The organism is Paludibaculum fermentans (genome assembly GCF_051172195.1).
Classification (GTDB): Bacteria; Acidobacteriota; Terriglobia; order Bryobacterales; family Bryobacteraceae; genus Paludibaculum; species Paludibaculum fermentans_A.
The window spans coordinates 892,507-918,181 of sequence record NZ_JBPJAQ010000001.1 but is presented as its reverse complement, the minus strand read 5'-3'; the positions used below and the strand labels follow the sequence as shown (position 1 = coordinate 918,181).

Annotated in this window: 16 protein-coding genes; 8 read left to right on the top strand and 8 right to left on the bottom strand. The window is 64.8% G+C overall.

The annotated features are described in order from the left end of the window. Positions 1-66: 66 nt before the first annotated feature. Positions 67-405 (top strand): NifB/NifX family molybdenum-iron cluster-binding protein, encoded by a 339-nt coding sequence (locus ACR9Y2_RS03810; protein ID WP_435039729.1) that lies wholly within the window; start codon positions 67-69, stop codon positions 403-405. 28 nt (positions 406-433) lie between these two features. Further along, on the top strand, positions 434-976 hold the full coding sequence (locus ACR9Y2_RS03805; protein WP_435039728.1) for a PaaI family thioesterase: 543 nt from the start codon (positions 434-436) through the stop codon (positions 974-976). A gap of 95 nt (positions 977-1,071) precedes the next feature. On the opposite strand, the gene ACR9Y2_RS03800 is transcribed toward ACR9Y2_RS03805, so the two are convergent. The 8 genes from ACR9Y2_RS03800 to ACR9Y2_RS03765 all read right to left on the bottom strand — a co-directional run bounded on the left by ACR9Y2_RS03800 (position 1,072) and on the right by ACR9Y2_RS03765 (position 14,480). Continuing rightward, positions 1,072-2,526 (bottom strand): NAD(P)/FAD-dependent oxidoreductase, encoded by a 1,455-nt coding sequence (locus tag ACR9Y2_RS03800; protein WP_435039727.1) that lies wholly within the window; start codon positions 2,524-2,526, stop codon positions 1,072-1,074. Positions 2,527-2,616: 90 nt separating this feature from the next. Further along, positions 2,617-3,267, bottom strand: a complete 651-nt coding sequence (locus ACR9Y2_RS03795) for a response regulator (protein ID WP_435039726.1) — start codon at positions 3,265-3,267, stop codon at positions 2,617-2,619. 138 nt (positions 3,268-3,405) lie between these two features. After that, positions 3,406-5,388: an O-antigen ligase family protein gene (locus ACR9Y2_RS03790; protein ID WP_435039725.1), complete on the bottom strand. Its 1,983-nt coding sequence runs from the start codon at positions 5,386-5,388 to the stop codon at positions 3,406-3,408. Further along, positions 5,385-7,574: a hypothetical protein gene (locus ACR9Y2_RS03785; protein ID WP_435039724.1), complete on the bottom strand. Its 2,190-nt coding sequence runs from the start codon at positions 7,572-7,574 to the stop codon at positions 5,385-5,387. The genes ACR9Y2_RS03790 and ACR9Y2_RS03785 overlap by 4 nt, the downstream gene beginning before the upstream one ends. 155 nt (positions 7,575-7,729) lie before the next feature. Further along, entirely contained in the window at positions 7,730-9,988 is a 2,259-nt protein-coding gene (locus tag ACR9Y2_RS03780) for a hypothetical protein (protein WP_435039723.1), read from the bottom strand. Between the two features lie 155 nt (positions 9,989-10,143). Continuing rightward, a complete protein-coding gene (locus tag ACR9Y2_RS03775) occupies positions 10,144-11,598 on the bottom strand; it encodes a hypothetical protein (RefSeq protein WP_435039722.1) in 1,455 nt (484 codons plus the stop codon). Between the two features lie 230 nt (positions 11,599-11,828). Beyond that, entirely contained in the window at positions 11,829-13,418 is a 1,590-nt protein-coding gene (locus ACR9Y2_RS03770; protein WP_435039721.1) for a Gfo/Idh/MocA family oxidoreductase, read from the bottom strand. Positions 13,419-13,463: 45 nt separating this feature from the next. Beyond that, on the bottom strand, positions 13,464-14,480 hold the full coding sequence (locus ACR9Y2_RS03765; protein ID WP_435039720.1) for a sugar phosphate isomerase/epimerase family protein: 1,017 nt from the start codon (positions 14,478-14,480) through the stop codon (positions 13,464-13,466). A gap of 1,079 nt (positions 14,481-15,559) precedes the next feature. On the opposite strand from ACR9Y2_RS03765, the gene ACR9Y2_RS03760 reads away from it, so the two are divergent. Genes ACR9Y2_RS03760 through ACR9Y2_RS03735 form a run of 6 tightly spaced genes read left to right on the top strand, consistent with a single transcriptional unit; the run spans position 15,560 to position 25,618 of the window. Continuing rightward, positions 15,560-18,010 carry a capsule assembly Wzi family protein gene (locus ACR9Y2_RS03760; RefSeq protein ID WP_435039719.1) on the top strand — a complete coding sequence of 817 codons (2,451 nt, stop codon included), beginning with the start codon at positions 15,560-15,562 and terminating at the stop codon, positions 18,008-18,010. A 31-nt stretch (positions 18,011-18,041) separates the two neighbouring features. Then, complete coding sequence (locus ACR9Y2_RS03755; RefSeq protein ID WP_435039718.1) at positions 18,042-20,432, top strand: SLBB domain-containing protein; 2,391 nt, start codon at positions 18,042-18,044, stop codon at positions 20,430-20,432. Positions 20,433-20,436: 4 nt separating this feature from the next. Continuing rightward, on the top strand, positions 20,437-21,657 hold the full coding sequence (locus tag ACR9Y2_RS03750) for a GumC family protein (protein ID WP_435039717.1): 1,221 nt from the start codon (positions 20,437-20,439) through the stop codon (positions 21,655-21,657). After that, positions 21,641-23,191 carry a lipopolysaccharide biosynthesis protein gene (locus tag ACR9Y2_RS03745; protein WP_435039716.1) on the top strand — a complete coding sequence of 517 codons (1,551 nt, stop codon included), beginning with the start codon at positions 21,641-21,643 and terminating at the stop codon, positions 23,189-23,191. Before ACR9Y2_RS03750 ends, ACR9Y2_RS03745 begins: the two co-directional genes overlap by 17 nt. Beyond that, the gene (gene wzy, locus ACR9Y2_RS03740) at positions 23,188-24,570 is read left to right on the top strand and encodes an O-antigen polysaccharide polymerase Wzy (protein WP_435039715.1); all 1,383 of its coding nucleotides are present in this window, start codon (positions 23,188-23,190) and stop codon (positions 24,568-24,570) included. Before ACR9Y2_RS03745 ends, wzy begins: the two co-directional genes overlap by 4 nt. Beyond that, positions 24,560-25,618 (top strand): glycosyltransferase family 4 protein, encoded by a 1,059-nt coding sequence (locus ACR9Y2_RS03735; protein WP_435039714.1) that lies wholly within the window; start codon positions 24,560-24,562, stop codon positions 25,616-25,618. Before wzy ends, ACR9Y2_RS03735 begins: the two co-directional genes overlap by 11 nt. The last annotated feature ends 57 nt before the right edge of the window (positions 25,619-25,675 follow it).

Here is a 25,675-nt window from a genome sequence, read left to right as displayed (position 1 = left end):
GCCATTGTAACCTAGGTGCGAGTTGCACCTAGATGGTTGTGGCTCCCAGAGAGGATTGAAAAGAACGTGCGCATCGCAATTCCCACTTCGGACGGAGACCTGGACCAGCATTTCGGACACTGTGCCCGATTCGCGCTGATCGATGTGAATCCGGCCACGAAAGAGATCACCGCGACGATGGAAGTGGCGGCTCCGGAGCATCAACCGGGCCTGCTGCCGCCCTGGCTGAAGGAGCGGAATGTGAATGTCGTGATTGCGGGCGGGATGGGTACGCGGGCCCAGACGCTGTTTCAGGGCCTCTCGATTGAGGTGATCACGGGCGCTCCGCCGGAGAAGACGCTGACGCTCGTACGCCAGTATCTGGATGGCAGCCTGGTGACGCGGCCTCACACCTGCAGCCATTGACGCGTGACGAAGCAGGGAGTGCTTGAATATGTCAGCGAGATCAGGTTTGGCGGCAGGGGCGCGGCAGATCATCCATGCCGAACCGCACTCCGGCTGCTTTGTGTGTGGAAAAGACAATCCAGGCGGGTTGGGGCTGGTCTTCCAGCGGTTGGATAACGGCCGGATGAAGGCGCTGTGGTCGCCGGGATCGCGGTGGGAGGGGTTTCGAGGGATCGTGCATGGCGGCGTGGTGAGCACGGTGCTGGACGAGGCGATGTCGAAGTCTGTGGCGGCGGCAGGCTGCGAGGCGTTGACGGCGGAGTTGCGGATGCGGTTCCGCCGGCCGGTGCAATCCGGCGGGCTGTTTCAGATCCAGGGTTGGATTGTGAGGCGCAGCAAGCGACTGATCGAGGCCGAGGCGGTGCTGGAGTCGCTGGATGGGCTGGAGTATGCCCACGCGTGGGCCCGATTCCTGTCGCTGCCGGATTCGCGGGCGCCGTTATTGCGAGTGGTGACTGCGCCGGATGATGGTGATCATTTTGAGGTTGATTTTTATGAAACTCCAGAGCTGCCAGGGCAGGAAGGTTCTTAGGAACACTGTGCCCCGCGTGGGTTTCGTGGCGTAAAACCAGGGCTTCAAGTGGGCCTTCTCGATGGCCGTCAGGTTCTTCTGTTGGGGATTCATGGTTACTCCGGGATCAGGGCCCAGCCGGGCAGCATGCGGGCTTTGTAGAGGAACAGGTGGTGGAGCAGGATCTTGATCCAGTGGCCGGCCAGGCCGATTTCTCCGAAGGTGTAATCGATGTCGCGGCCGTACTCGGGGTAGCGCTCGTAGTCGGGGACGATGGGGAAGACGGTGATGGAGGCGGCGGTCCCGGAGAAGGGGTTGGCTCCGGCGGAGGCGACGCAGGCGGCACCCATCTCGGCCATGGAGGCGGTGTGCGTGGGGCCGGATTTGCCGTGCAGCATATCGGTGATGTTGTGGGCCACGGCTTTGGCGATCATGGCGGAAGGCATGCCGGTGCGAGGCGGAGCGGGGGCGATGACCTGGCCGGCCGCGGTAGCCCGGGGTCTTGAGATGGCATGCGGCGGGGCGAAGGCGATGCCGGCCGCGAAGAGGTTCGAGTAAGACGGGTTCTGATAGGTGCGCGGCCAGTCGCGCGGTTTCCACTCTTCGTACGGCTTCTTCGTGTAGTCGGCATCGACCTTCATGAAGCCATTGGGCGCGAAGAGGGTGGAGGAGATGTCCTCGCCGGCGGCGTTGAAGGCCTTGAGGCCGACGCCCGTGAAGGGCGGCAGGAGCATGGCCATGTCGAAGGGCACGGAGCGCTGCTCGCCATCGAGGGTTTCGATGTTGGCCGCGCCGGGCTCCACTTCGCGGACATGGGCGCGGGTGATCCAGTCGATGCCGCGTTCGGCGAAGAGCGATTCCTGGAAGATCTTGCTGGGCGTGATGTAGCCGCCGCTGCGGATGTGGACGCCGTCCATGCCGAAGTCGCCGATTTCGTACTCGTTGGAGAGGTAGACGACCTCGGCCTTGTCGCGAACGCCGCGGCTGCGGAGTTCGAATTCGAGATTGACGACGTATTCAAAGGCAGCACCCTGGCAGGTGCAGGCGCCATGGCCGGTACCGATGAGGAAGCGTTGTTTCTCGCCGCGTTTCATGCGTGCCACTTTTTCGAGGAAGATACGGGACGTCTCTTCGGCGTGGCTGGCGGTGCAGACGGAGAGGCTGTTGCGGCCCGGGCCCAGGCCGGGGGTGGCGTCGAAGTTGAGTTTGGGGCCGGTGGCGTTGAGGAGGAAGTCGTAGGTGACGTGTTCGCGCTGGCCGGCCTTGCCTTCGACCGTGTACTCAATCTCAACAGAGGGGCGGGCATTGCCGGGGACGCCCTCCGGGTAGAGGGCCAGGGCGCGGGCCTGCTTGAAGTCGATGCCGGCGCGGCGGTAGATGGGCGCCAGGGGGAAAGTGACCTGCTCCTTCTTCAGGAGCCCGACGCCGACCCAGATATTGGAAGGGATCCAGTTGTATTTGGGCTGAGGTGAGATGACGACGATTTCGTCCTGCTTGCCCAGCCATTTCCTGAGGAATGCGGCCGCGGTGTGTCCGGCCACGCCCGCTCCCAGAACGACGATACGAGCCATGTGAACAGTGCCTCCCGGCGCTGCCGGAGTAGATACAGTTCCGGGCAGAACGTGACAACCGCTCTGGCGGGTGTACCTGGCGTGAGACGCTTAGCCCTCGAGGAAGCCGCGTTTGATGGCGATTAGGACGGCGTGCGTGCGGTCGTTGGCGTTGAGTTTGCCTAGGATGCTCTTCATGTGGCTTTTGACGGTGTCCTCGGAGATGCCGAGCTGCGCGGCCACGACCTTATTCGAACAACCCATTGCGATGTTGCGCAGCACTTCGATTTCGCGATCGGTGAGGGTGTCGGAGTTTACGAATTCGGCGATTTCCTGGGCGATTTCTGGGGGGATGCGGCGGCGTCCGGCGTGGACGGCATGGATGGTTTCGATGAGTTCCTTGCGCAGCATGCTTTTGAGGAGGTAGCCGGCGGCTCCGGCTTTGATGGCGCGGACGGCCTGGACGTCACCGGAGTAGGTGGTGAGGACGATGATGCGGGCGTCGGGGTAGTCGCGGCGGATGGCCAGGATGGCGTCGATGCCGTTCATGACGGGCATCTGGAGATCCATGAGGGTGATGTCGGGTTTGTGTTCGCGGAAGAGGGACACCGCCTCTTCGCCGTTGGCGGCTTCAGCGACGAGTTGCAGGTCTTTGTGGGCGCTGAGGGCGAAGGCGATGCCGTCGCGGATGAGCGGGTGGTCGTCGACGGTGAGGATGCGGATGAGCGGGGCTTTGGCGATGTCCTGTTCGCTGTGCGGCATAGATCCCAGTGATTTCCCCGCCCGGGCGTCCTCGAGCCTGGAGGAACGATTGAGGAGGTATGTAGGCTGACAATAGCACGGAGATAGGTGGAAGAGGCAGTCCGAGGCGTGGGGCCTCTGCCGGCGGACGGGTCGCGGTTAGTGGAGGGCGGCCAGGGTTTCGGTGATGAGCTTTTGCAGCTCCTGGTGACTGCCGCTCAACTGAGTGAGCGCCTGGGCACACTGCGGACGGGCTTCGGCGGGCCGGCCGGTCTGGGCCAGCAGGCGGCAAAGGAGCCAGCGCGGCTGATACCAGTTGGGTGCGCGCTGGATGGCCTGGCGGAGGTCTGATTCCGCCTGTGGCGCGTTCTGTGCGAGCACTTCGACCACTGCGGCGTTGTAGTAGGCCAGATTGGCGTCCTCGCCGGGGTGGAGGATGGCCTGGCGGCTGGATTCGACAGCTTCGGTCCAGAGGATCCTGCGGATGTTCTCGGGGTTGGGGAGAGCGGCGAGTTTGGTCATACGCTGGGCGTACCAGAGTTCGGGGGCCGGGCCGGCTGGCCAAGGCCAGGCTTTTGCATGCCACTCAATGGCCGCCTGCCAGTTGCCGGCGTTGAGGTGCGATTGGATGCGCTGGTAGGCAAAGTCCGTCCAGGCTACGGAGAGGGCACAAGCGGCGAGGGCCAGGCCGGCCAGGGCGGCGGCGGGTTTCCAGAACGGGCTGAGTGTGGGGGCGGGTTGGGTAGCAGGCCCGGCCAGGGACGACTGGGCCGCCAGGATGAGGAGCAGGCAGCAGAGGGACGGCAGTGTGAAGACGAAGAACGAGTGGGTGACGGCCAGGGCAACCAGGGCGGCGGAGAGGCAGGCGGGCAGCAGTCCGAGGCGGCGGGCGCGGAAGCTCCAGTAGAAGCCGGCGAAGAACAGGGCCAGGAGGCAGAGGAGGCTGGCGAGTCCGGTGGAGGCAGCGGCGTCGAGCCAGGCGCTGTGGGGGGACTCGTGATAGAAGTCCGGGTAGAGCTGGCTGAGGTGGAGGGACTGATAGAGCGGGAAGACCAGGGGAAAGGTCTCGGGGCCCCAGCCGATGGGCCAGCGGCGTGCGACGAGACCGAGGCTGTCGAACCAGAGGGGGAGGCGGGTGCCGCCAGAGACGTCGAGGGTCCATTCGTTGGCTCGGGAGACCATGGGGGCCCAGGCAGGCGAGAGGCGGAGGGCGAGGGCCATGGAGGAAGCAGTGGCGGCGATCCAAAGGAGAGTGCGCCGGCGGAAGAGGGCGGCGCTGCCTCGCGTGGTGAGCGCCAGGAGGAGGGCACCGAGGAGGAGGCCGGCGAGGACGGCGCGCGTGCCGCTGACGGCGATGCCGGCGATGCTGAGGGCTACGGCGGCGAGGCAGAGGAGGCGCCAGGACTTGCTGGATTCGCGGGACTGGGCGCCGAGCCCGAGGAAGACGACGACGAGGAGGAAGCTGCCGAGATAGGCGGCGTGGCCCAGGGTAGCGGGCGGGCGGATGGTTTTGGCGGGCGGCGGCAGGGCGTAAAGGGAAGCGTCGAGGAAGGGGTCGAGGCCCATGGACTGGGCGACGGCGTAGGCGGCGGTGAGCAGGCCGGCGAGGCAGAGTGTGCGGAGGGCGAGGCGGAGGTAGCGGGGGTCGGAGATGAAGCAGGCTGCGGAGTAGAGTCCGCAGAGGAGGATAGCGAGTTGGGAGAGGGCGCCGAAGCGCCGCCAACCGCTGCCGTAGAGGGAGAGGGCCTGGTTTTCCGAGAAGGCGGTGGCGATGAGGAGGGTGAGGGCGTAGAGGCCACAGAGGATGAGGAGGAGTTTGCCGGTGGGCCGGGCGTAGAGGGCAGTGAGGCGGTGGAGGAGGCGGCCGGGTTGGAGCAGGAGGAGGGCGGCGAGCAGTTGGAGGGCTACGGCTTTGGGAGCGGCGTCGAAGTGGAAGGACAGGCCGGGCGCCCAAGCGAGGGGGGCGAGGAAGACGAAGGCGGCGAGGAAGCAGGCGTCGTGGTGGAAGCGGGATCCGGATTGGGGCGTACTTCTCATGACATGCGCCGGTTTGGAGGGCGCAGCCTGCCGCCGGTTGTCAGACAGCTTCGCACTGTTGACGGGTGTTGTGAAAGCACTGGTGGAGAGACAGGGGCCGATCACGGCACGGGATTGAAGTTACCGCGGAGCTGCCAACCGCTGTCGAGGGCCGTAGTGTCGACGGCCCGCAGGTAAGCCTGGACGCTGGATGGGATGGCGGACATGAACGAGAGCGAGACGGTGACGGTGAGCGTGTTGCCCGAAGCGGAAACAGTGGAGCCGGAGGGGATGAGCATGCACGCGCTGTTGACGAGGGGCGGCGCGATGGTGCCTGGGGTGACGGGACCGAGAGCGGGGCCGGTGCTGCCGAGCAGATACATGACGTTAGAGGTGCGCGAGTAGTGCACCTGGCAGTAGGGCTGGCCGCCGCCGGTGGCGGAGAGTCCGAGCATGAGGCGGGTCCAGGAGATCTGGCTAGCTCCGTCGAGATCGTAGAACGTGGCGGTAAAGGCCTGGGCGTGGGCGGAGCCGGCGGCGGGGGTCAGGGCTTGGACTCCTGGGGTTCCGTCGATGGTCCAGGCGCCGGATTGGATAAAGCCGGAATCGGTGCCAATGGGGGTGCGGGTGCGCAGGTAGGTATTGCGGGCACCGAGCATGGAGGACTTGAAGGTGACGGCGAGGTTCCACTGGAGGGCTGCGCCGGTGTTGATTGCGGTGGTGAGGATGGTGTTCACGGCGCAGGCGCTGGTCTGGAGGAGGTTGGAGGCGGTGCCGGGGGCGATGGGGCCGAGGAAGAAGCCGCCGTCGCCATAGATCCAGAGTCCGTTGCCGGCGCGGTCGTAGTGGACGAGGCAGAACGGTTGGCCTCCGCCGTCGGTGGCGACAGCGAACAACATCTGTGCCCAGCCGAGGCTGATGCCGGTGAAGCCGGGCGCGTCGGGGTAAGTTCCGGTGAAGGTCTGGACGGAACCGGAGCCGGAGGCGGGGAGGATGGAAAGGGTGGGGATGGGCGGATCAGTGACGGTGAAGGAGCCGCGCTGGATCAGGCCGGTGTCCTGTTCAGTTTTGTCATAGGCGCGGAGGTAGACGCTCTTGTCGCCGGCAAAGCCCGGTTTGAACGTGATGGGGACATTCAGGGTGAGGTTGGTGCCGACGGGGGTGAAGGAGACTCCGCTGGTGTTGACGGCGCAGGCGCTGTTCTTGAGGGCCGCCGAGACGGTGCCGGGTGTGATGGGGCCGAGGAAGAAGCCTTCATCGCCATACAGCCAGAGTCCGTTGCCGGGGCGGTCGTAGTGAACGAAGCAGAAGGGCTGGCCGCCGCCATTGGCCGCGACGGCGATGAGGATCTGTCCCCAGGCGAGGTCCTGGACGCCGTTGGGGTCGGAGTAGACGGCAGAGAAGGTTTGGTTGTAGCCGCTGCCGGTGGCTGGCGAAACGGAGACAGCAGCGGGGGGCATAGGTCCTGAGGCGCCCTGGACCGGAATGGAGACGATGTTGCTGGTGGAGCCGCCGATCTGGAGGAAGACGGGTTGCTCGCCCGGGCCAGTGGCGGCGGGCACCATAAAGCTGACCTTGTAGACACCGAGGGAGGTGGTGGAGAGTTGCGCGAGGACGCCGGTAGCCTGTTGGCCGCCGATGAAGACCACGGGGGTGATGGCCGTGGGCAGGGGAAATGCAGGAATCTGGCCTGTGTTGACGGAGGGCACGGTGGGCCCGAGTCCAACGGCGAAGATGGACACGATGGTGCCGGGGACGGCGAGATGGGAATCGGTGAGAGGAGTGCCGGCGGCATCCTGGGCGGTGGCGCGGCCATGTCCGGAGTTATCGAGGGAGTAGAGTCCGGGCGAGTACTGGGTGAGGTCGATGGTTTTGGTGGCGACGGTCTGGCCGAGGCGGCGAATGGCGAGGTCGATGGTGCCGACGGAGAGCTCCCTGGGGATCTGGATGGTCATTTGGGCCGGGCCGGACTGCAGGATGGGGGCGTCGACGCCGTTAGCCTTGACGGAGGTGACGATGGTAGTGGGCTGGGGCAGGGCGAGGTCTGAGCCGTAGAGGAGGGAGAGTCCGCCGGGGGAGTGGCTGTACTGAAAAGAAGCGGCGTTGACGGCGGAGGTGACGGCGGTGGTGGCCTGGGGGGTGATGAGGGCGGCTGCCTGTTCGCTGATGGATTGGGTTGGCGGCAGGTGCAGAGGCACGGCGCCCCAGCGGCTGGGCTGGTTCGGGCCGCCGGCCGGCTGAGCGAGCAGCGCCGTGGCAGCACAGGAGATGAGTAGGAATCGGGTGACACTCCGGGCTTTGAGCAGTTTCATGGGACGGCCGTTCCTCCAAGGCACAACCTCTGATATAGCACAAGAAGATCTTTTTCTCGCTGTAATTTCGGATCTAGGTGGGACTTTGGGGTGGATTATGGTACTACTCTTACCTTTCAAAGGTTTACGGCCCGATGGGGAGCGCAGGAGTGCGTCTAAATTGGGGGTGGACCGACGGCAGTTGTGACAGCGGAGGCGGGCGGGCTGGTGACGACGGGGATCCATGTGCCACGCTGCTGAAAGCCGGTGTCGGGGGAGGTGAAACCATCGACTTCCCTGGCGCGGAGGTAGGTTTTCAGCGCAGGTGGGATGCCGGCATGGAATGAGACCGCGGCCGAGAGGGTGTAGTAGTTCCCCAGGGGCGAAGCCGACTCCGAGGCTGAGGAGGAGGCGGCATCGAGGGAGCATTCGCCGATGCGTAGAATGGCGGCGCCGCCGATGGGGACGGGGCCGACGAAGTGTAGATTGTCGTTGGACAACCAAAGCAATTTGCCCGGGCGATCGTAGTGGATCACGCAGCCGGGCTGGCCGCCGAGGTCGGGGGCGACGGCGAGGAGGATTTCCTCCTCATTGATGGAGGTCGCGAGGTAGGGGTCGAAGAACCGGCCGGTGAAGACCTGTGGGCCGCCGGTGCCGGAAGATGGAGTGATTTCGAGGAGGGCGGGGAGGTTGTAGGAGGTCCAGGTGCCGGCCTGGACGAAGCCGGTGTCGAGGCCGATGGGGCTAAGGGTGCGCAGATAGACCTTGCGATAACCGGCGATGGCCTGTCCGAAGAAGGTGGAGAGCCTGAGTTCCAGCGCGCCGTTGACGTTGGCCGCGGTGCTGGCCGCGGTATCGATGGCGCAACTACTGTTCTGGAGGAGGTTGGAGGAGACTCCGGGCGTGACAGGCCCGAGGAAGAAGCCGCTGTCGCCATAGAGCCAGAGACCGTTGCCGGCGCGGTCGTAGTGGACGAGGCAGAAAGGCTGGCCGCCGCCATTGGTGGCCACGGCGAAGAGCATTTGCGCCCAGCCGAGATTCAGGCCGCTGAAGCCTGGGGCGTCGGGATAGGTGGCGGTGAAGATCTGAGCAGAGCCATCTCCGGAGGCGGGGAGGACCGAGAGGGTGGGCGGGGTTGGATTGGAGACGGTGGCCGTCCCGTGTTGGAGCCAGCCGGTGTCCTGTTCGGAGCGATCGAAGGCGCGCAGGTAGATGTTTTTCGCTCCGGCGAAGCCCGTCTTGAAGGAGATAGGCACGTTCAAGGTGAGGGCCGTGCCGAGTTGGGTGATGGTGGTCGCGCTGGTGCTGACGGCGCAGGCGCTGTTCTTCAGGCCGGCCGAGACGGTTCCGGGCGCAACGGGGCCGAGGAAGAAGCCGCCGTCGCCATAGAGCCACAGGCCGTTGCCGGAGCGGTCGTAGTGGACAAAGCAGAAGGGTTGACCGCCGCCGTTGGGAGCCACGGCGATGAGGAGTTGGGCCCAGGCGAGATCCTGCGTGCCGTTGGGGTCGGAATAGACAGCAGAGAAGGTCTGGTTGGAGCCAGAGCTGGACGCGGGGGTGACGGAGTCGGCGGTGGGGGGCATGGGGCCGAGGGGGCCCTGAACGGGGATCGAGGCGATGTTGCTGGAGGAGGCGCCGATCTGGAGGAACAGGGGTTGCTCGCCGGGTCCCGAAGTGGGAGGGACGTTGAAGGTGACTTTGTAGACGCCCAGGGCTGTGTTGGTGAGTTGGGCGAGCACTCCCGTGGCTTGCTGGCCGCCGAGCACGACCATGGGGGTGATGGCGGCGGGCAGCGGCGCCGCGGGGATCTGGCCGGTGACGACAGGGGGCACGGTCTGTCCTAAGCCGGTTGCGTAAATGGACACGGCGGCGCCCGGGATAGCGAGATGGGCATCCGTGAGGGCGAGGCCCGAGGCGTCCTCGGCGCCGGCCCGGCCCTGGCCGTCGCCGCTGACGGTGAAGATGCCGGGGGAGTGCGGGGAGACATCGATGGTCCATATGGCGAGTGTCTGGCCCCAGCGCTGGACAGCGAGGTCGACGGGTCCGGAAGGCAGTTCCGTAGGGATCTGAATGGTGAGGCGGGTGGGGCTGGATTGCACGACGGGTGCGTCGATTGCATTGGCCTTGACGGAGGTGACGATGGTGGTGGGCTGAGGCAGGGTGAGGTCGGAGCCGGTGAGGATGGAGAGCGATCCGGGGGAGTGGGTGGTCTGGAACGAGGCGGCGTTGACGACGGAGGTGACGGCGGTGGTGGCCTGGGGCGTGATGAGGGCGGCGGCCTGTTCACTGATCGCGTTTGGGGGCGGCAGGTGGAGTGGGACGGGTCCCGAGGCGCCGGTTTGGCGTTGGCCGCCGGACGGCTGGGCGAGCAGCGCCGTGGCAGTGCAGGAGATGAGCGCGCAGAGGGCAACACTCCGGACTTTGGGCAGATTCATGGGGCGACCATTCCTCCAAGACGCAATCTTTGATATAGCACAACAGGATGTAATTCTCTGTTTAATTTTGGATCTAAGCAGGACTTTCCGGTGAAATATGACGCTACACCTACCTGTCAAAAATCCACGGCCCGATGGGGAGCGCAGAAGTGCGTCTAAATTGGCGGTGGGTGACCGCCGGTGGTGACGGCGGAGGTCCAGGTGCCAGCCGGGAGGAAGCCGGTGTCGAGGCCGATGGGGCTGAGGGTGCGCAGATAGATGTTTCGAGCACCGGCCATGGTCTGCCCGAAGAAGACGGAGAGTTTGAGTTCCAGCGCGCCGCTGACGCTGCCCGCGGTGGTGGCCGCGGTATCGATGGAGCAGTTGCTGTTCTGGAGCAGGTTGGACGAGGCGCCGGGGGTGACGGGCCCGAGGAAGAAGCCGCTGTCGCCATAGAGCCAGAGCCCGTTGCCGGCACGGTCGTAGTGGACGAGGCAGAAGGGCTGGCCGCCACCATCGGTAGCGACGGCAAACAGCATCTGGGCCCAACCGAGGCTGAGGCCGATGAAGCCGGGGGCGTCGGGATAATTGGCGGTGAAGATTTGGGCGGAGCCGGCTCCGGAGGGTGGAGAGACCGCGAGGATGGGCGGGGTGGGATTGGAGGCGTCGAATGTCCCGCGCTGGAGCCAACCGGTGTCCTGTTCGGAGCGGTCGTAGGCGCGCAGGTAGATGTTTTTCGGCCCGGCGAAGCCCGTCTTGAAGGCGACGCGCACGTTCAAAGTGAGGGCGGAGCCGAACTGGGTGATGGTGGTCGCGCTGGTGTTGACGGCGCAGGCGCTGTTCTTCAAACCGGCCGAGACTGTGCCGGGCGTAACGGGGCCGACGAAGAAGCCTCCGTCGCCATAGAGCCACAGGCCGTTGCCGGCCCGGTCGTAGTGGACAAAGCAGAAGGGTTGACCGCCGCCGTTGGGGGCGATGGCGAAGAGGAGTTGGGCCCAGGCGAGATCCTGCGTGCCGTTGGGATCGGAATAGACAGCAGAGAAAGTCTGGTTGGAGCCGGAGCCGGACTCGGGGGTGACGGAGTCGGCTGAGGGGGGCACGGGTCCGAGGGCGCCCTGAACAGGGATGGACACGAGGTTGCTGGAGTAGGCGCCGATCTGGAGGAAGAGGGGCTGCTCGCCGGGTCCGATGGCGGCGGGGACCGTGAACGTGACCTTGTAGACGCCGAAGGAGGTGCTGGAGAGTTGGGCGAGGACTCCGGTGGCCTTCTGGCCGGCGACGAAGACGAGGGGCGTGACGGCGGTGGTGAGGGGAGTGGCGGGGATCTGGCCGGTGACGGCGGGGGGCACGGTCTGGCCCAAGCCGGTGGCGGAGATGGATACGACTGAACCCGGGACCGCGAGATGGGCATCGGTGAGGGCGAAGCCCGCGGCGTCCACTGCCCTGGCCCGGCCGTGGCCATCGCCGCTGAGGGTGAAGATGCCGGGGGAGTACGGGGCTACGTTGAGGGTCGCAGTGGCGAGCGTCTGCCCGGAGGGCCGTTTTTCAGGCTCTTTTTGCGCGAATAGCGGACATCCGAGAGAAAAACAAATCAGACACAAAAAGAAATTTCGAGCCTTGACCAGAGGCATTCCTCGATCCTCCCACAGAGATGCAAGCTCTGATATAGCACACTCAGTGTCGGCGCATGGATTTCAGCGGTACTGGGAGTTCCTGATTTGGCGAATTTTTGAGTTTCCGGGGCAGGCAGTTTGGAGGGAAATCGGGCAGTAAACGCAAAGCGGCCGGAGGAAGAGGGGCGCCGCGAGTGCGGGCGCCCTGGACTGCCTCCGGCCGTTGCGAAGGTCCGGACCTGAATGGGTTAGGACTTAACGGTGTGGAATTCCCAGCCCTTGCGGAAGATGGGCTTGAGGAGTTTGTTGGCTTCCACGTTATTGGTGATGCGCATCTTGTCGGGGTCGTATTCGAGCTTGCCTTCGTGGCGGAGCGCGATGACGCCGAGGAGCATCCATTCGACGAACGGCGCGGCGACGTCGAAGTTGGAGCAGGCCGGGTCGCCGCCCTTGCAGGCGCGGATGAAGTCGCGCATGTGGCCGGGCGAACGGGTGAGCAGCGGGGCGGGCATCTGGTAGTCCTTCATCTTCTCGACGGGGAGGAGACGGGTGACTTCGCCGTAGGTGCCGGTGGTGAGGACGCCCTTGTCGCCGAGGAAGACGCTGCCGTCGGGGGTGGGGAAGCGGAGCTTGGCTTCGGGGTCCTTCATGGCCTTGAAGTCGTCGTAGTTGAAGACGCGGCCGGGGGAGTGGAAGTCGTTGCCGGCGGGGCGCATCATGCCGGGGCCGCCGCCGCCTGGGCGACGGGCAGCGCCGGGGCCACCGGGGCCGCCTGCACCAGGGGCTCCGGGTCCGGGATTGCGGACGAGGAAGGGGGGATCGCCGATCCACTCACCCTCGGGGACGCCGGGGACGGTGGGGTTCTGCTTGAGGCCGTCGTACCAGAAGACTTTGAGCGCCGGCATGTTGCCGTAGGGCGCGAAGTCGTAGCGGATGACGGAGACCTTGGGGAACATGAAGGGGCTGGTGCCTTCCTTCTTGATGCACTCGACGCCGATGATCTTGCGCTTGGAGAGGTGGAGGGCCATATTGGGCGCGCCGAGGATATGGCAGGCCATATCGCCGAGGGCGCCGCAGCCGAAGTCGTAGAAGCCGCGCCAGTTGAAGGGCTGATAGAAGAAGCCGCCCCAACGGTCGGGTTCAGTGGCGCCGCCGGCGGTAAAGGGGCGCTTTTCCGCGGGACCGAGCCAGAGGTCCCAATCGAGGGTGGCGGGTACGGGCTCTTCCTTGGGGATTTCGGTGAGGCCCTGGGGCCAGAGGGGGCGATCGCTCCAGGCATGGACTTCGGTGACGGCGCCGATGTCGCCGTTCCACACGATTTCGGCGCACTGGCGGGTGCCTTCATTGGAGTAGCCCTGGTTGCCCATCTGCGTGGCGACACCGTACTTGGCGGCAGCGGCGCGGAGCTGGCGGGCTTCCCAGATGGTGCGGACGAGGGGCTTTTGAACGTAGACGTTCTTGCCGCGTTCCATACACCAGATGGCGGCGGTGGCGTGCATGTGATCGGGGGTGGCGACGATCACGGAGTCGATGTTCTTGGCTTCCTTGTCGAGCATCTGCCGGAAGTCCTTGTACTTCGTGGCAGTGGGGTAGCGATTGAAGCTGGGGGCGGCGCGGCGGTCGTCGACGTCGCAGAGAGCAACGATGTTTTCGGTGGGGGACGCGGCGCCGAGGTTGGAGGCGCCCTGGCCGCCGGAGCCGATTGCCGCGAAGTTGAGTTTCTCGTTAGGGGACTTATAGCCCGCGAACTTCATGGAAGCAACGCTGCCGAATCCGGCCGTGGGGACCGCGCCGGCCAGCAGTGCGCCGTAGAAGAAATGCCGTCTAGTGTGAGCCATGCTTATTCTCCGTGGAATTCTCTATCAGAAAGTACGAGCCGCCGGCTACGCCAGGCAACTCTTGACGTAGGCGAGGCACTTCTTGGCCTCCGCGATGATATCAGAGCCTTCGGGAATGGGGTACTCCAATTCCAGATTGGCGGGTATGGGATATTTCTCGGCCTTGAGGAGCTGGAGGACCTGCTTCATGGGCGTGTCGCCGGTGCCCCAGACCGCGACGTTGGGGCCGTGATCCTTTTTGCGGTCTTTGATGTGGAGGTTGGTGATCTTGGCGTGGTGTTCCTTGATGAAGGCCACGGCATCATAGCCGGCGGCGGTGAAGTGACCGATGTCGAGGTTGACGCCGTTGTACTTCCCGTAGCCCATGAGGGTCTGATAGCTCTCGAGGGTGGCGGTCTGATTGGGGTCGTTGGTGGCGTCGTGGCCGTGGTAGCCGACGAGGAGCTTGTGTTTGTCGGCGAAGGGGGCAATGCGCTTGGCCATGGTCAGGGTGGTGCTGGTGGTGATGCCCTTGACGCCGAGGGCTTTGGCCATCTGGAAGCCGAACTCAATGTCATCGTCCTTCATGGAGTCCTGCATGTTGTAGCAGAGGAGGGCGAGGTCGATGCCGGCGTCGTTGAACTTTTTGGCGACACCCTTCCAGGTGGCGGGGGTGGTGGAGGTGCGCCAGGCGACGAGCTTTTCCTGAGCGGCTTTGCGTTCGGCGATCTGCTCCGGGGTGAGCTGGGGACGGGGTCCGGGGCCTTTGGGGGCTCCGCCGGCGGGAGGACCACCGGCTGGGGGCCTGGGCGGCGCTCCGGGGCGGAAGAAATTGGGCATGGGCGGAGCGCCAGCGAGCGACTCGCAATGGTTCGACATGAGCTCAGCTTCGCCGAGGCCGATTTCGACGTACGCCTTAATGATGGCTTCGGCGTCGGGGCTGGCAATCCTGTTGAAACTGTACGTAATGGCGCCGATCTGGACGCCGCCGAACTTGGAATTGATCTTCTTCGCGGCCAGGGCCCTGGCTAGCGGAGCGGAAGCGAGTGCGAACCGGGCCATGTCTCGCCGAGTGAACTGCATATAAGTCCTTTCAGTACGTTAAAGAAGCTGCCTGCCCGTGAGGACAGAGTAAGACCAAGGCTAACGTCCAGGACGTAAGCCTGAATCTATTACGGGCGCAGTTGTCCCCAGGTAGGTTACCGTTGCAGGGCGTTTGGGGCCGGTGGAGGCTGGGGCGGACAGAAGGGCGAAGACGTGGCGACGGTCAGGGCGTGTATGACAAATCGACCCCGGGCGGGCGGCTCAGGTTGGCCTTGCAGCGGGTGTTGCGAGCGTGCGGCACGGAGTTGGGCGGAGCAGGAAAGGATGCGGCAAATCCTTCTCGTTAATATGTCATTAAGTAAATTTTACCAATAGCTTAGAGTTTTGGCAACCGGCCAGATGGGCCGGCGGAAAGTGGTGTGGGTAGATGAACGGGGGCGTTAATTCAAGGGCTTACGGCGCAGCGAATGATGGCTGCCGCAGGCTGCTGATGAATTGGACGTTCCGTCGCATTCTCCCTGGTCTAACTGAAGCAAGAATAAGGCCAAAGCGGGTATAGCAGGAGCAGGAGAGAGTATGGCCGGGATGAAAGAAGGGGCGATGTCCGGGGTGTACAAGTGCCGGCAGAGGGTGAGCGCGCCTGCATTTGCATGACATGTATTTGGTGATTGTATTCAATAGATTAATCCAGAATTGACAGTTCATTGGTTGCGGGCATTTGTTGGAGAAATGCATAATGCCTGAAGGAGCAGCGCCCGGCGGCGGGCCCGGACCGGAAGGCACAGGAGTGCTGGTGCGGGGCCGTCAGACGAAGGCGCGGGGGCTCAGTTTACAGGCGAACAGCAGACGCCGAAGTCCACGACGAACTTGGCACTGTACTTGCAAGCCTGCATACCTGAGCGGGCAGAGGCGTAACGGGTTCCTCCCATCGGTCCATGAGTTCCGGGCCGGATTTACGGGACTCACAGAGCGCGAGCTACGTCCGGAAGGGCTGTTCAGGCCGCTGTTTGAACGCCGCGATGTGATTGATACATGAGAACTTACCAAGCAGAAGGAATGCAGGACGGCGGGACCGGCCGGCGGTTGGGGTACGGTATTTGAGGGCAGGAGCAGGGAGCATGTGGGCAGAGCGCAGGCCGATGCGGCCGCCGACCCTGTGGCTCCGAGTGGTGTTGGCGATCGGGGTGGTGCTAGGGCCCAAGCAGGCCATGGCACAGAGCGGCACGGAACCGCCCCCGGCGAGCGCGGATGCGGCATCGCCGAGCACGTCCCCGGCGTATATCCGGCCGATCACGGCCTTACCGAAGGACCTATTCCTGGACGAGAAGAAGATCTTCACCAGTCCTGCGCAGCTTGTCAAAAGAGACTGGCAGAAGAAGGACTGGGCCTGGCTGGTGCCGATGGCGGGCGCGACCTCGTTTTTGTTTGCCACAGACGAACGAAACATGCGGGAACGATTTCACGGCGGGCCGCTGACTCACGATCGCAGTTCGTTGTTTGCGAATGCGGGGACGGGGGTGATGCTCTCGATTCCGGCGTACCTGGCGTGGTACGGGTGGCGGCATTCGGATGAATACGCGATGACCACGGCTACGGTGAGCACGCGGGCGGTGGTGGCGAGCGTAATCGCGACGGAGGTGGTGAAGCTGATTACGCGGCGGCAGCGGCCGTTGGAGGGCGACGGGTCGGGCCGTTTCTTCCAGGGATCCGGGACGAATTCGTCGTTCCCATCGCTGCATTCGGCGATGGTGTGGGCGGTGGCGCCGGTGGTGGCCGAGCGGTATCCGGGGTGGCTGACGAAGGTGGCGGTGTACGGGCTGGCGAGCGCGGTGAGTGTGAGCCGGGTGGCCGGGCAGCAGCATTTCCCGTCGGATGTGCTGATCGGCAGTTCGTTGGGCTGGCTGGTGGGGCACTACCTGGCGCGGGGCGCGGAGCCCAAGACGCCGAGGATGTACCTGGATCCGCCGGACCAGAGAACGGCCGCTGAGCGCGGCGCCAGTTACGGGTTTGTGTACGTCCCGATGGACAGCTGGGTGTATCCGGCGCTGGACCGGTTGGCGGGGCTGGGTCTGATTCCAACGCAGATCGCGGGGTTGCGGCCATGGACGCGGGCCGAGTGCCGGCGGCAACTGGCGGAGGCCGAGGAAGGGATGCTGGACAAGGACCGCGGCTGGCGCGCGGCGTCGGAGGCGCAGCCTCTCATTGCGGCGCTACACCGGGAGTTCGACGAAGAAGACCAGGCGGGCGGAGCGCTGGTGCTGGATTCGGTGTACATGCGGAACGGTGGAATAGCGGGTCCGGCGCTGACCGATGGGTATCACTTCGGGCAGACGTGGATCAACGATTTCGGGCGCCCGTCTGGACGCGGCTGGAACATGAACACGGGGTTCACGGTGCGGGCGGAGTCGGGGCGATTCTTCGCGTATGTGAGAAGCGAGTTCCAGCATGGAGCGGCGGCGGCGCCGGAGTCGGAGTCGTTGGAGACACGGCAATTGATCTCGAAGCTGGACACGATTCCGCTGCAACCGGAGCGGGGTGTGGATGACACGAACCGGTACCGGGTAGTGGAAGGGTATGCGGGTGTACGGCTGGCGAATCTGGAGCTGTCGGTAGGCAAGCAGGCGATGTGGTGGGGGCCGGGGTCGGATGCGCCGCTGTCGTTCAGTACCAACGCCGAGCCGACGAAGAACGCGAAGATCTCGATGCTGCATCCTTACCGGCTGCCGGGGTTCCTGGGGCATCTGGGCGAGTTTCGGGGCGAGTTTGTGATTGGGAAGCTGGGCGGGCAGGCGTATACGTGGCGGCCGTGGTTCAACGCGCAGAAGCTGTCGTTCAAGCTGACGGACAACCTGGAGATGGGGTTCACGCGGTGGTCGATGTTCTGGGGTGAAGGGCATCCGATCACGTTCAAGAGTTTTGTACGGAACTTCACGGCGACGTCGAGCGAGGTGGCGATTGGGCCGACGGATCCGCGCGATCCGGGTGACCGCAAGGCGGGCTTCGATTTCAAGTACAGGATTCCCGGGCTGCGCGACTGGGTGACGATCTACAGCGATTCATATAGCGATGACGACCCATCGCCGCTGGCAGCGCCGCGGCATGCGGCCATTAGTCCAGGGATTCACGTGACGCGGGTTCCGTGGGTTCCGAAGCTGGACCTGCGGGTGGAGACGTCGTCGACGACGCCGTTTGCGATCGACCGGGGCGGACAGTTCATTTATTACAACGGGCAGTACCGCAGCGGGAATACGAACTACGGAAACCTGCTGGGCAGTTCCGTGGGGCGGGACGGGCGCGCGATTCAGGCGTGGTCGACGTACTGGTTCAATGCGCGGACGAAGGTGGAGGCGGGTTACCGGCAACGGAAGGTGAGCGGGCAATTCCTGCCGGGTGGAGGAACGCAGAGCGATGCCTCGTTGAAGGGTTCGATGGAATTGCCGGGGCATTGTTATGCGGATGTGATGCTGCAGTACGAGCGGTATTGGCTGCCGGTGCTGGGTGGTCCGCAGAGGAACCTCAGCGGCCGGGTGGAGCTGCGGTGGGAGCCGCGGCTGCGCCTGTTCCGGTAAGCGTGGTGCGGGAAACGAAGGAAGAGGAAGCATGAGGTTGTCCTTGGCATTGAGGAGCGAAACGGTCAGCTGCAAATGGAAGGCGGCGGTATTGACGGTGGCGATGGCGGCGGCGTTGCGGGCGCAGGGTATTCCGACGCCGGGTGATTTGTCGCGGCCGGCACAGGAGGACAATCCGCAGGCGCTGGCGCAGAAGTGCGCGGGTCCGGGTGGCGAGAATCTGCCGGAGTGCCAGGCGGCCAAGGCAGCGCTGCAAAGGATGAAGGCGCAGCAGGATGCGGCGTCCGGGCAGATGCCATCGAGCAAGACGGAGCGGAAGGACGACCGGGGTACGGAAGAGAGCAAGACCGAGAAAGTGGAGCGTCGAGAGCTGAAACCTGAGGCGCCGAGCGAGTTCCAGCGGTTTGTGGCGTCGTCGTTCGGACAGACGCTGCCGATTTTCGGAACGGAGCTATTCGCGAACGAAGCGAGCCCGATTACGCCGATCCAGCAATCGCCCATCACGATGGACTACGTGATTGGGCCGGGCGATGAACTGGTGCTGCGGATGTGGGGCCAGATCAACCAGAACCTGAACGTGACGGTGGACCGGGCGGGCCAGATTTACGTGCCGCAGGCGGGCAACATCAATGTAGCCGGGATGTCATACCAGCAAATGCAGGGGCACCTGCGTGAGGAGCTGTCGAGGGTCTTCCGGAATTTCGAGTTCAGTGTCACATTGGGGCAGTTGCGTTCGATTCAGGTGTTGGTGGTGGGGCACGCGCGGCGGCCGGGCAGTTACACGGTGAACTCGCTGAGCACGCTGCTGAACGCGGTGTTCGCGTCGGGCGGGCCGTCGGCGCTGGGTTCGCTGCGGCACATCCAATTGAAGCGGCGTGGAGCGCTGGTGACCGAGCTGGACCTGTACGACCTGTTGCTGAGCGGCGACCAGTCAAAGGATGCGCGGCTGCTGCCGGGAGATGTGATCTACATACCGACGGTGGGTGCACAGGTGGCGATTGCGGGCAGCGTGAAGCACCCGGCGATCTACGAGTTGAAAGGCGAGACTAGCGCGGGTGACGCGATCAAGCTGGCGGGTGGGTTGTCGTCGATTGCGGAAGGGCACCGGGCGGTGCTGGAGCGAATCAAAGACAGGGCGGCGCGCGAGACGACGGACCTGGCGCTGGAAGGCGGCGGGTTGTCGACGCCGATGCGGGATGGTGATTTGCTGCGAGTGCAGACGGTGCTGCCGCAGTTTGCGAATGCGGTGACGCTGCGCGGGCATGTGGCGAGTCCGGGGCGGTTTTCGTGGCGGCCCGGGATGCGTCTGCGGGACCTGATCCCGAGCGAAGCGTCGCTGGTGACGAGGGATTACTGGAACCAGCGGAACCTGCAGGGGTATGTGGGTCCGGAGGAGGCGGTGGCGGGCGAGCCGAAGTCGGAAGCGCTGAAGAAGCGCGTGGAGACGCGGTTGGACCTGTCGGCCCCGTCGATCAACTGGACCTATGCCGTGGTGGAGCGGCAGAACGAGAAGGACCTGAAACCGGAACTGCTGCCTTTCAATTTAGGAAAGATGCTGCTGGAGCGGGACGAGAGCCAGAACCTGGAGCTGCGACCGGGTGATGTGGTGACGATCTTTTCGCAGGACGACATCCGGGTGCCGGTGTCGCAGCAGAACCGGGTGGTGCGACTGGAAGGCGAGATTCGGGCGGCGGGGGTATACAGTATCCGGCCGGGCGAGACGCTGGGCCAGTTGATTGAACGGGCGGGCGGGCTGATGCCGGAGGCGTATCTGTTCGGCTCGGAGTTCCTGAGGGAATCGACGCGCAAGGAGCAGCAGCGGCGGCTGGATGACCTGACGCGGGACCTGGAGCGCGAGGTGGAGCAGACGGGAACGGCGCTGCTGGGCGGGGCGACGACTCCGCAGGATACGGCGGCGCTGACGACGCGGATGGAGAGTGAGCGGCGGATGGTGGATGCGTTCCGCGCGACGCAGGCGACGGGGCGGATCGTGTTGAGGCTGGATCCGGCGGGCAGCGATGTATCGAAGCTGATGGGCCTGGTGCTGGAGGGCGGGGACAAGTTTGTGGTGCCGCCGCGTCCGGCCACGGTGAACGTGCTGGGTGCGGTGTACAACCCGAATTCGTTCATCCACGAGGGCAGCCTGCGGGTGGCGGACTACCTGCGGCAAGCGGGCGGGTGTACGCGCAATGCGGACAAGGGCCGGATCTTCATTATCCGGGCCGATGGCAGCGTGGTGCCGAAGCAGGGCTCGAGTAGTCCATTTACGAAGGCGTTCGATGCGACGCGGCTGAATCCGGGGGACTCTCTGGTGATTCCCCAGCAGATGTTCAAAGTGCCGTTTCTGCGCGGGCTGCGGGACTGGTCGCAGGTCTTCGGTCAACTGGCGCTGGGCGCGGCTGCGATCAATATTCTGCGGTGACCCTATGACGCCCACGCGAAGCAATCCTGTGACATCGAAGCGCGCCGGGCGCGCACCCCAGACGGACCAGGCGGCGGAGCCGCGGATGCTGGCAGGACGGCATCGGGATGTGCTGCTGGAGCTGGCGGCGCACCGGCGTTTGATTGGCGGTGCGGTGGTGTTGACGGCGGCGGCGGCCTTTGCGGTGCTGAGCATGATTCCGAGCCGGTATACGGCGACGGCGGTGATCATGCCTCCGCAGCAGGCGCAGTCGTTGTCATCGGCGCTGATGGGGCAATTGGCGGGGCTGACCGGCCTGGGTGGGTCGGCGCAGCTGATGGGGATGAAGTCGCCGAGTGATTTGTATGTCGGCATCCTGGAGGGCCGCACGATTGCGGACGCGGTGATCGAGCGATTCCGGATGAAGGAAGTGTACGGCAAGAGCACGATGATCGAGACGCGGAAGGTGCTGGCGGAGAATACGGCGATCGGGTCGCGGAAGAGCGGGCTGATTGAGATTGCGGTGGAGGACAAGGATCCGAAGCGGGCGGCGGCGATGGCGAACGCCTATGTCGAGGAGCTGCAGAAGCAGAACGGGCGGCTGGCGGTGACGGATGCGTCGCAGCGGCGGCTGTTTTTTGAGCGTGAACTGGAGGCGCAGAGGTCGGCCCTGGCCGAGGCGGAGACGGCGCTGAAGGGGGCGCAGGAGAAGAGCGGCATGATCCAGCCGGCGGGGCAGGCGGAGGCGATCATCCGGGCGCAGGCGCAGGCCCGGGCCGAGCTGGCCGGGTTGGAGGTGCAGGTGCAGGCGATGAGCACCTTTGCGACGGACGAGAATCCGCAGATCAAGGTATTGCGTACGGAGCAGGCGGCGGTGCGGGAGCAGCTGCGGCAATTGGAAGGACGGGCGGGCGGAGCGGGTTCCGCCTTGATCTCGTCGGGCAACCTGCCGACGGCGGGGCTGGAGTACATGCGGCGGCTGCGGGAAGTGAAGTACCACGAGGCGCTGTTTGAGCTGTTGGCAAAGCAATCGGAGGCGGCGCGGCTGGATGAGGCGAAGAGCGCTCCGGTGCTGCAGGTGGTGGATAGTGCGGTGGTGCCGGACCGGAAGTCGTGGCCTCCGCGGGCGCTGCTGAGCGCGGCGGCGGCGATGGTGGCGTTCTTCTGTGTGTGCGCGTGGGTGATATTCCGATCGATGCTGAACTTCAAACTGGAGCGGCCCCATCCCGATGAACCAGCGGCCTGACGGGCGAACGCCGCGGTCCATGATGGGCTCCCGGCACACGCTGAACCTGGCGTCCGGAGTGTTCTACTTCGCGGCGCGGGCGGTGTGCGCGGTGATCCAACTGCGGGTAGTGACGCAGTACATCGGGGCTGAGTATGGCGGTTTGAACGCGGTCCTGAACCAGGTGATCTATTACGTGATGCTGGCGGAGATGGGATTGTCGACGGCGGCGATCTCGTTGCTGTACGCGCCGGTGGAGCGGGGTGACCTGCCGGAGACGGCGGGTCTCCTGTCGGCGCTGCGGGGCGATATCCGGCGGCTGATGTGGGTGGCGGCGCCGCTGTCGCTGCCGCTGATCTACGTTTACTCGCGGTCGGTCCATTCGGAGATTCCATGGGCGATCGCGTTCACGTGCATGGTGCTGGTGGCGGCGTCGACGTTGACGACTTTGGTGACGGTGCATTGCCAGGCGTATCTAAACGCGTCGGGGCAGATCTATCGGACAAACGTGATTCTGGGCGGCGGCGCGCTGTTGAAGACGGTGGTGGGTTTGAGTGCGGCGGTGTACCTGCACTCGTACCTGGCGGTGCCGGCGGCGGTGGCGCTGTTGACGATGGGCGAGGTGTTCCTGCTGCGGCGCACGTTCCGCGCGGCGTTTCCAACGTTTGCCGGATTCCACCTGGCCGAGCACACGCTGAAGCTGAGGGGGCAGGCGAAGTACGTCCTGTTCCACAAGGTCGGCGGGCTGATCTACTACCAGTCGGACTTCATCATTTTGTCGCTGGCGGCGTCGCTGGTAGCGGTGAAGACGTACGCGCAGTATCAGTACCTGGCGGCCGGGATGATCGGGTTGTTCAATGCGGCGTTTGCGTCGCTGACGGCGTCGATTGCGGCGCGGCTGATTGCGGCGTCACCGGACGAACGGCGGCGGCAGTATGGCACGGTGTGCCTGGCGGCCTACTTCGCGGCGTTCTGCCTGGCGGGCGCCTTCCGCTATAGCGTGGGCTCTTTTGTAGAGGCACTGTTCCACGAGGATCGGGGCTTGGGCAGCGGCGTGGTGACGTTGTTCGCGGTGCTGCTGTTCCTGAACCTGAGCAAGACGGTGGATGACGTGTTCATTACGGCACGCGGCGCGTTCCGTCCCGGCTTCTATCTGCCGCTGATGGAGGCGGCCGGGTATATCGCGCAGGGCGCGGTGCTGGTGCGGTGGATGGGGAGTGAAGGGATTCTGTGGGCGGGCATCGCGACGAACCTGATCTTCGCGGTGGTGGCGAAGTCGATTGTGGTGGCGCGCGCGGTGGCGGAGACTCCGGCGCCCATGTTCCTGCTGAGGAAGGCGATGAGCCTGGCGGCGGCGGCGGTGCTGGCGGTGCCGGTGTACTTGGTGTTCTCGCGGATCGACGCGCTGGCGCTGAATGCGACGTGGAAATTCGTACTGATCAATGTGGTGGCGGTGAGTTATGTGCTGCCGGTCTCGCTGGCGATTGTGCAGCGGGGGTTCGCTGTCGCGCCGGAGACGGTGCCCGTGGTGGAGCCGGAAGAGGTGGTTTCGTGACGGCGGCGGTGCAGGCGCAGAACGCCATCCCGATGGCCTGGATGGAGAGTTTCGCGTTGGCGGCGGTGGTGAGCCTGGATTACCTGGCGATCCGGGCGGGCTGGTTGACGCCGGAGCAGCACTCAGTGGTTGTGACGGCCGGCCTGGCGGGGTTGCTGGTGATGACGTGGCTGCGGTTTCATCGCGGCATGCATCCGGTGTGGCTGTTCCTGGGCATGCTGCTGCTGTTCCAGGGCGGGCGGATGGTGGCGGCACTGATGGGGATGGACGGAGATCCATACCTGATCGACCTGCAGTCGCCGGTGCCCTTCACCCTGCCGGCCGAGGCGAACCTGACGGCGGCGTGGCTGCTGTTGCTGTCGGGCGTGGCGATCTACATTCCCTGCAGCCTGTCGTACCGGGTATCCGAATTTGAAGCGCCGCCGGGCAAGGACCTGACGCAGGTGCTGCTGCTATTGTTCCTGGCCACATTCCCGTTTCACATTTACAAGAATGTGCAATACCTGTCGTATCTCCGCGCACATGGCGGGTATCTGGCGATTTACACAGACGGTGGCGCGCATCTCGAGGCGGCGGGCAGCTTGGCGCGGGTGTTGTCGCAGGTGTGTTCGTCGGCGTTCCTGCTGTATTTCGTCTATGAGCAGCGGAAGCGGCGGCTGCTGGCGGTATGCGCCGCATACTTCGCGGTGACGGTAGTGGAGTTGCTGATCGGGTTGCGCGGGAAGGCCTTCCTGTTGGTTTTCACGTTCCTGTTTCTATACAAGAAGAAGCAGCACTCGCATTTCCGCGGGGTGTCCCTGGCGATTCTGGTGACCACGCTGGCGGCGGTGGCGCAACTGGTGGCGGGATTCCGGGAGATGCGGGAGAGCGCGGCGGCGTCTCCGGCGGTGTTCCTGTGGGCTCAGGGGGTGTCATTCCAGGTGACCGCGCTGGCGGTGGGGTTCCGGCATCTGTTTTCGGGGCACGGGCTGGAGTACATCCTGAACCAGATCCCGCTGGTATTTGTGCACCAGGACCGCTTTGGCGAGGGGCAGTTGTTTGGGATCGACCTGAGCAATTTCCTGAACGCAGAGGCGATGAGCCTGGGCTTTGGGACGGGCTCGACCTACCTGGCGGAGGCTTATGTGGTGGGTGGGATTCCGGCGGTGGCGGTGGCGTCGGCGTTGATCGGCGCGCTGTTGAGCCGGCTGCATCTGTCGTTGCGAGGCGCTTCCTGTGCGTTCGCGACGGTGGCGATGATGAACCTGATCTACATGCCGCGATCGGGCATGGTGGAGCCGTTCGCGGCGACGTTCAAGAGCTGGCTGGCCCTGGGAGTGACGCTGTTGATGGCGCACACAGTTCACAGAGCATTGGAGATGACGCGGCGTGAACAATGACAGAACGAAACTGCTGCTGGTGAGCCTGGGCCGGATCTACGGCGGGGCTGAGATCCACTACACGCGTCTGGCGCGGCTGCTGGAGGGCGAGGCGGACCTGGCGGCGGTGGTGTGTTCGCCGGTGCTGGCCAGGATGCTGCGGGGCGCGGGCGTGATGGTGTACGAGGCTCCGGCGTGGTCGACTGGCGCGGCGCTTTTGCGGTTGCCGGCGGTGTGGCTGATGATGCTGTGGTGCATGGCGACGCGGCGAATCCGGCGGGTGCACCTGAACGGGCAGGCGGAGGCGATGTTCGCGCTGCCGTTGCGGCTGATGCTGCAGCGGGTGATTGTGACGAGGCACTCGGCGTTGACACTGGAGCCGAACGGAATGAAGCGCTGGTTGTACCGCCTGAACGCGAGGTTCGCGACGGAGATAGTGTGTGTGTCGTCGTACCTGGCGCAGCAGCACGAGCCGTTTCTGCGGAGGACGCGGCTGGCGGTGGTGCCGAACTGGATACCGGAGAAGCGGCCGGCAGAGGGGCGGCGGCGCGAGGATCAGGCTCCTTACCGCCTGATTTTTGTGGGCCGGCTGGTACCGGAGAAGGGGCTGGCGGATCTGTTGTCGGCGATCGACGGCCTGGAAGGCGTGGAGCTGTGGGTGGTGGGGGACGGGCCGTTCCGTGAAGAAGCCGAGCAGATGGCGGTGGGTACCAATACGACTTTCTGGGGCTTTCAGGATGAGCCCGAGCAGTTCTACCAGCAGGCGAATCTCTTTATCTCTCCCTCGCATTCAGACGGGTTTTCCCTGGTGCTGATGGAGGCGATGTCCCATGGGCTGCCGGCTTTGGTCAGCGACCTGCCGGCGCACCGGGAGCTCTCGAATGACGGTGCGGGCGCGATGTTGTTCCGGTGCGGAAACGCGCTGGACCTGCGATCGAAGATCCAATACCTGAGGGACAATCCGCAGGCGGCCGAATCGCTTGGGCGAGCGGCGATGCAGATTGTCGATGAGCACTTCACGGCGGAGCGAGTGGCTCCGTTGTACCGGGCTGTCTTCCAACTGCCTTAGGCAGCGGCGGCCCCGGCGACCAAGACACATCGAAATCTCAATTCACGCGCGTGGTGA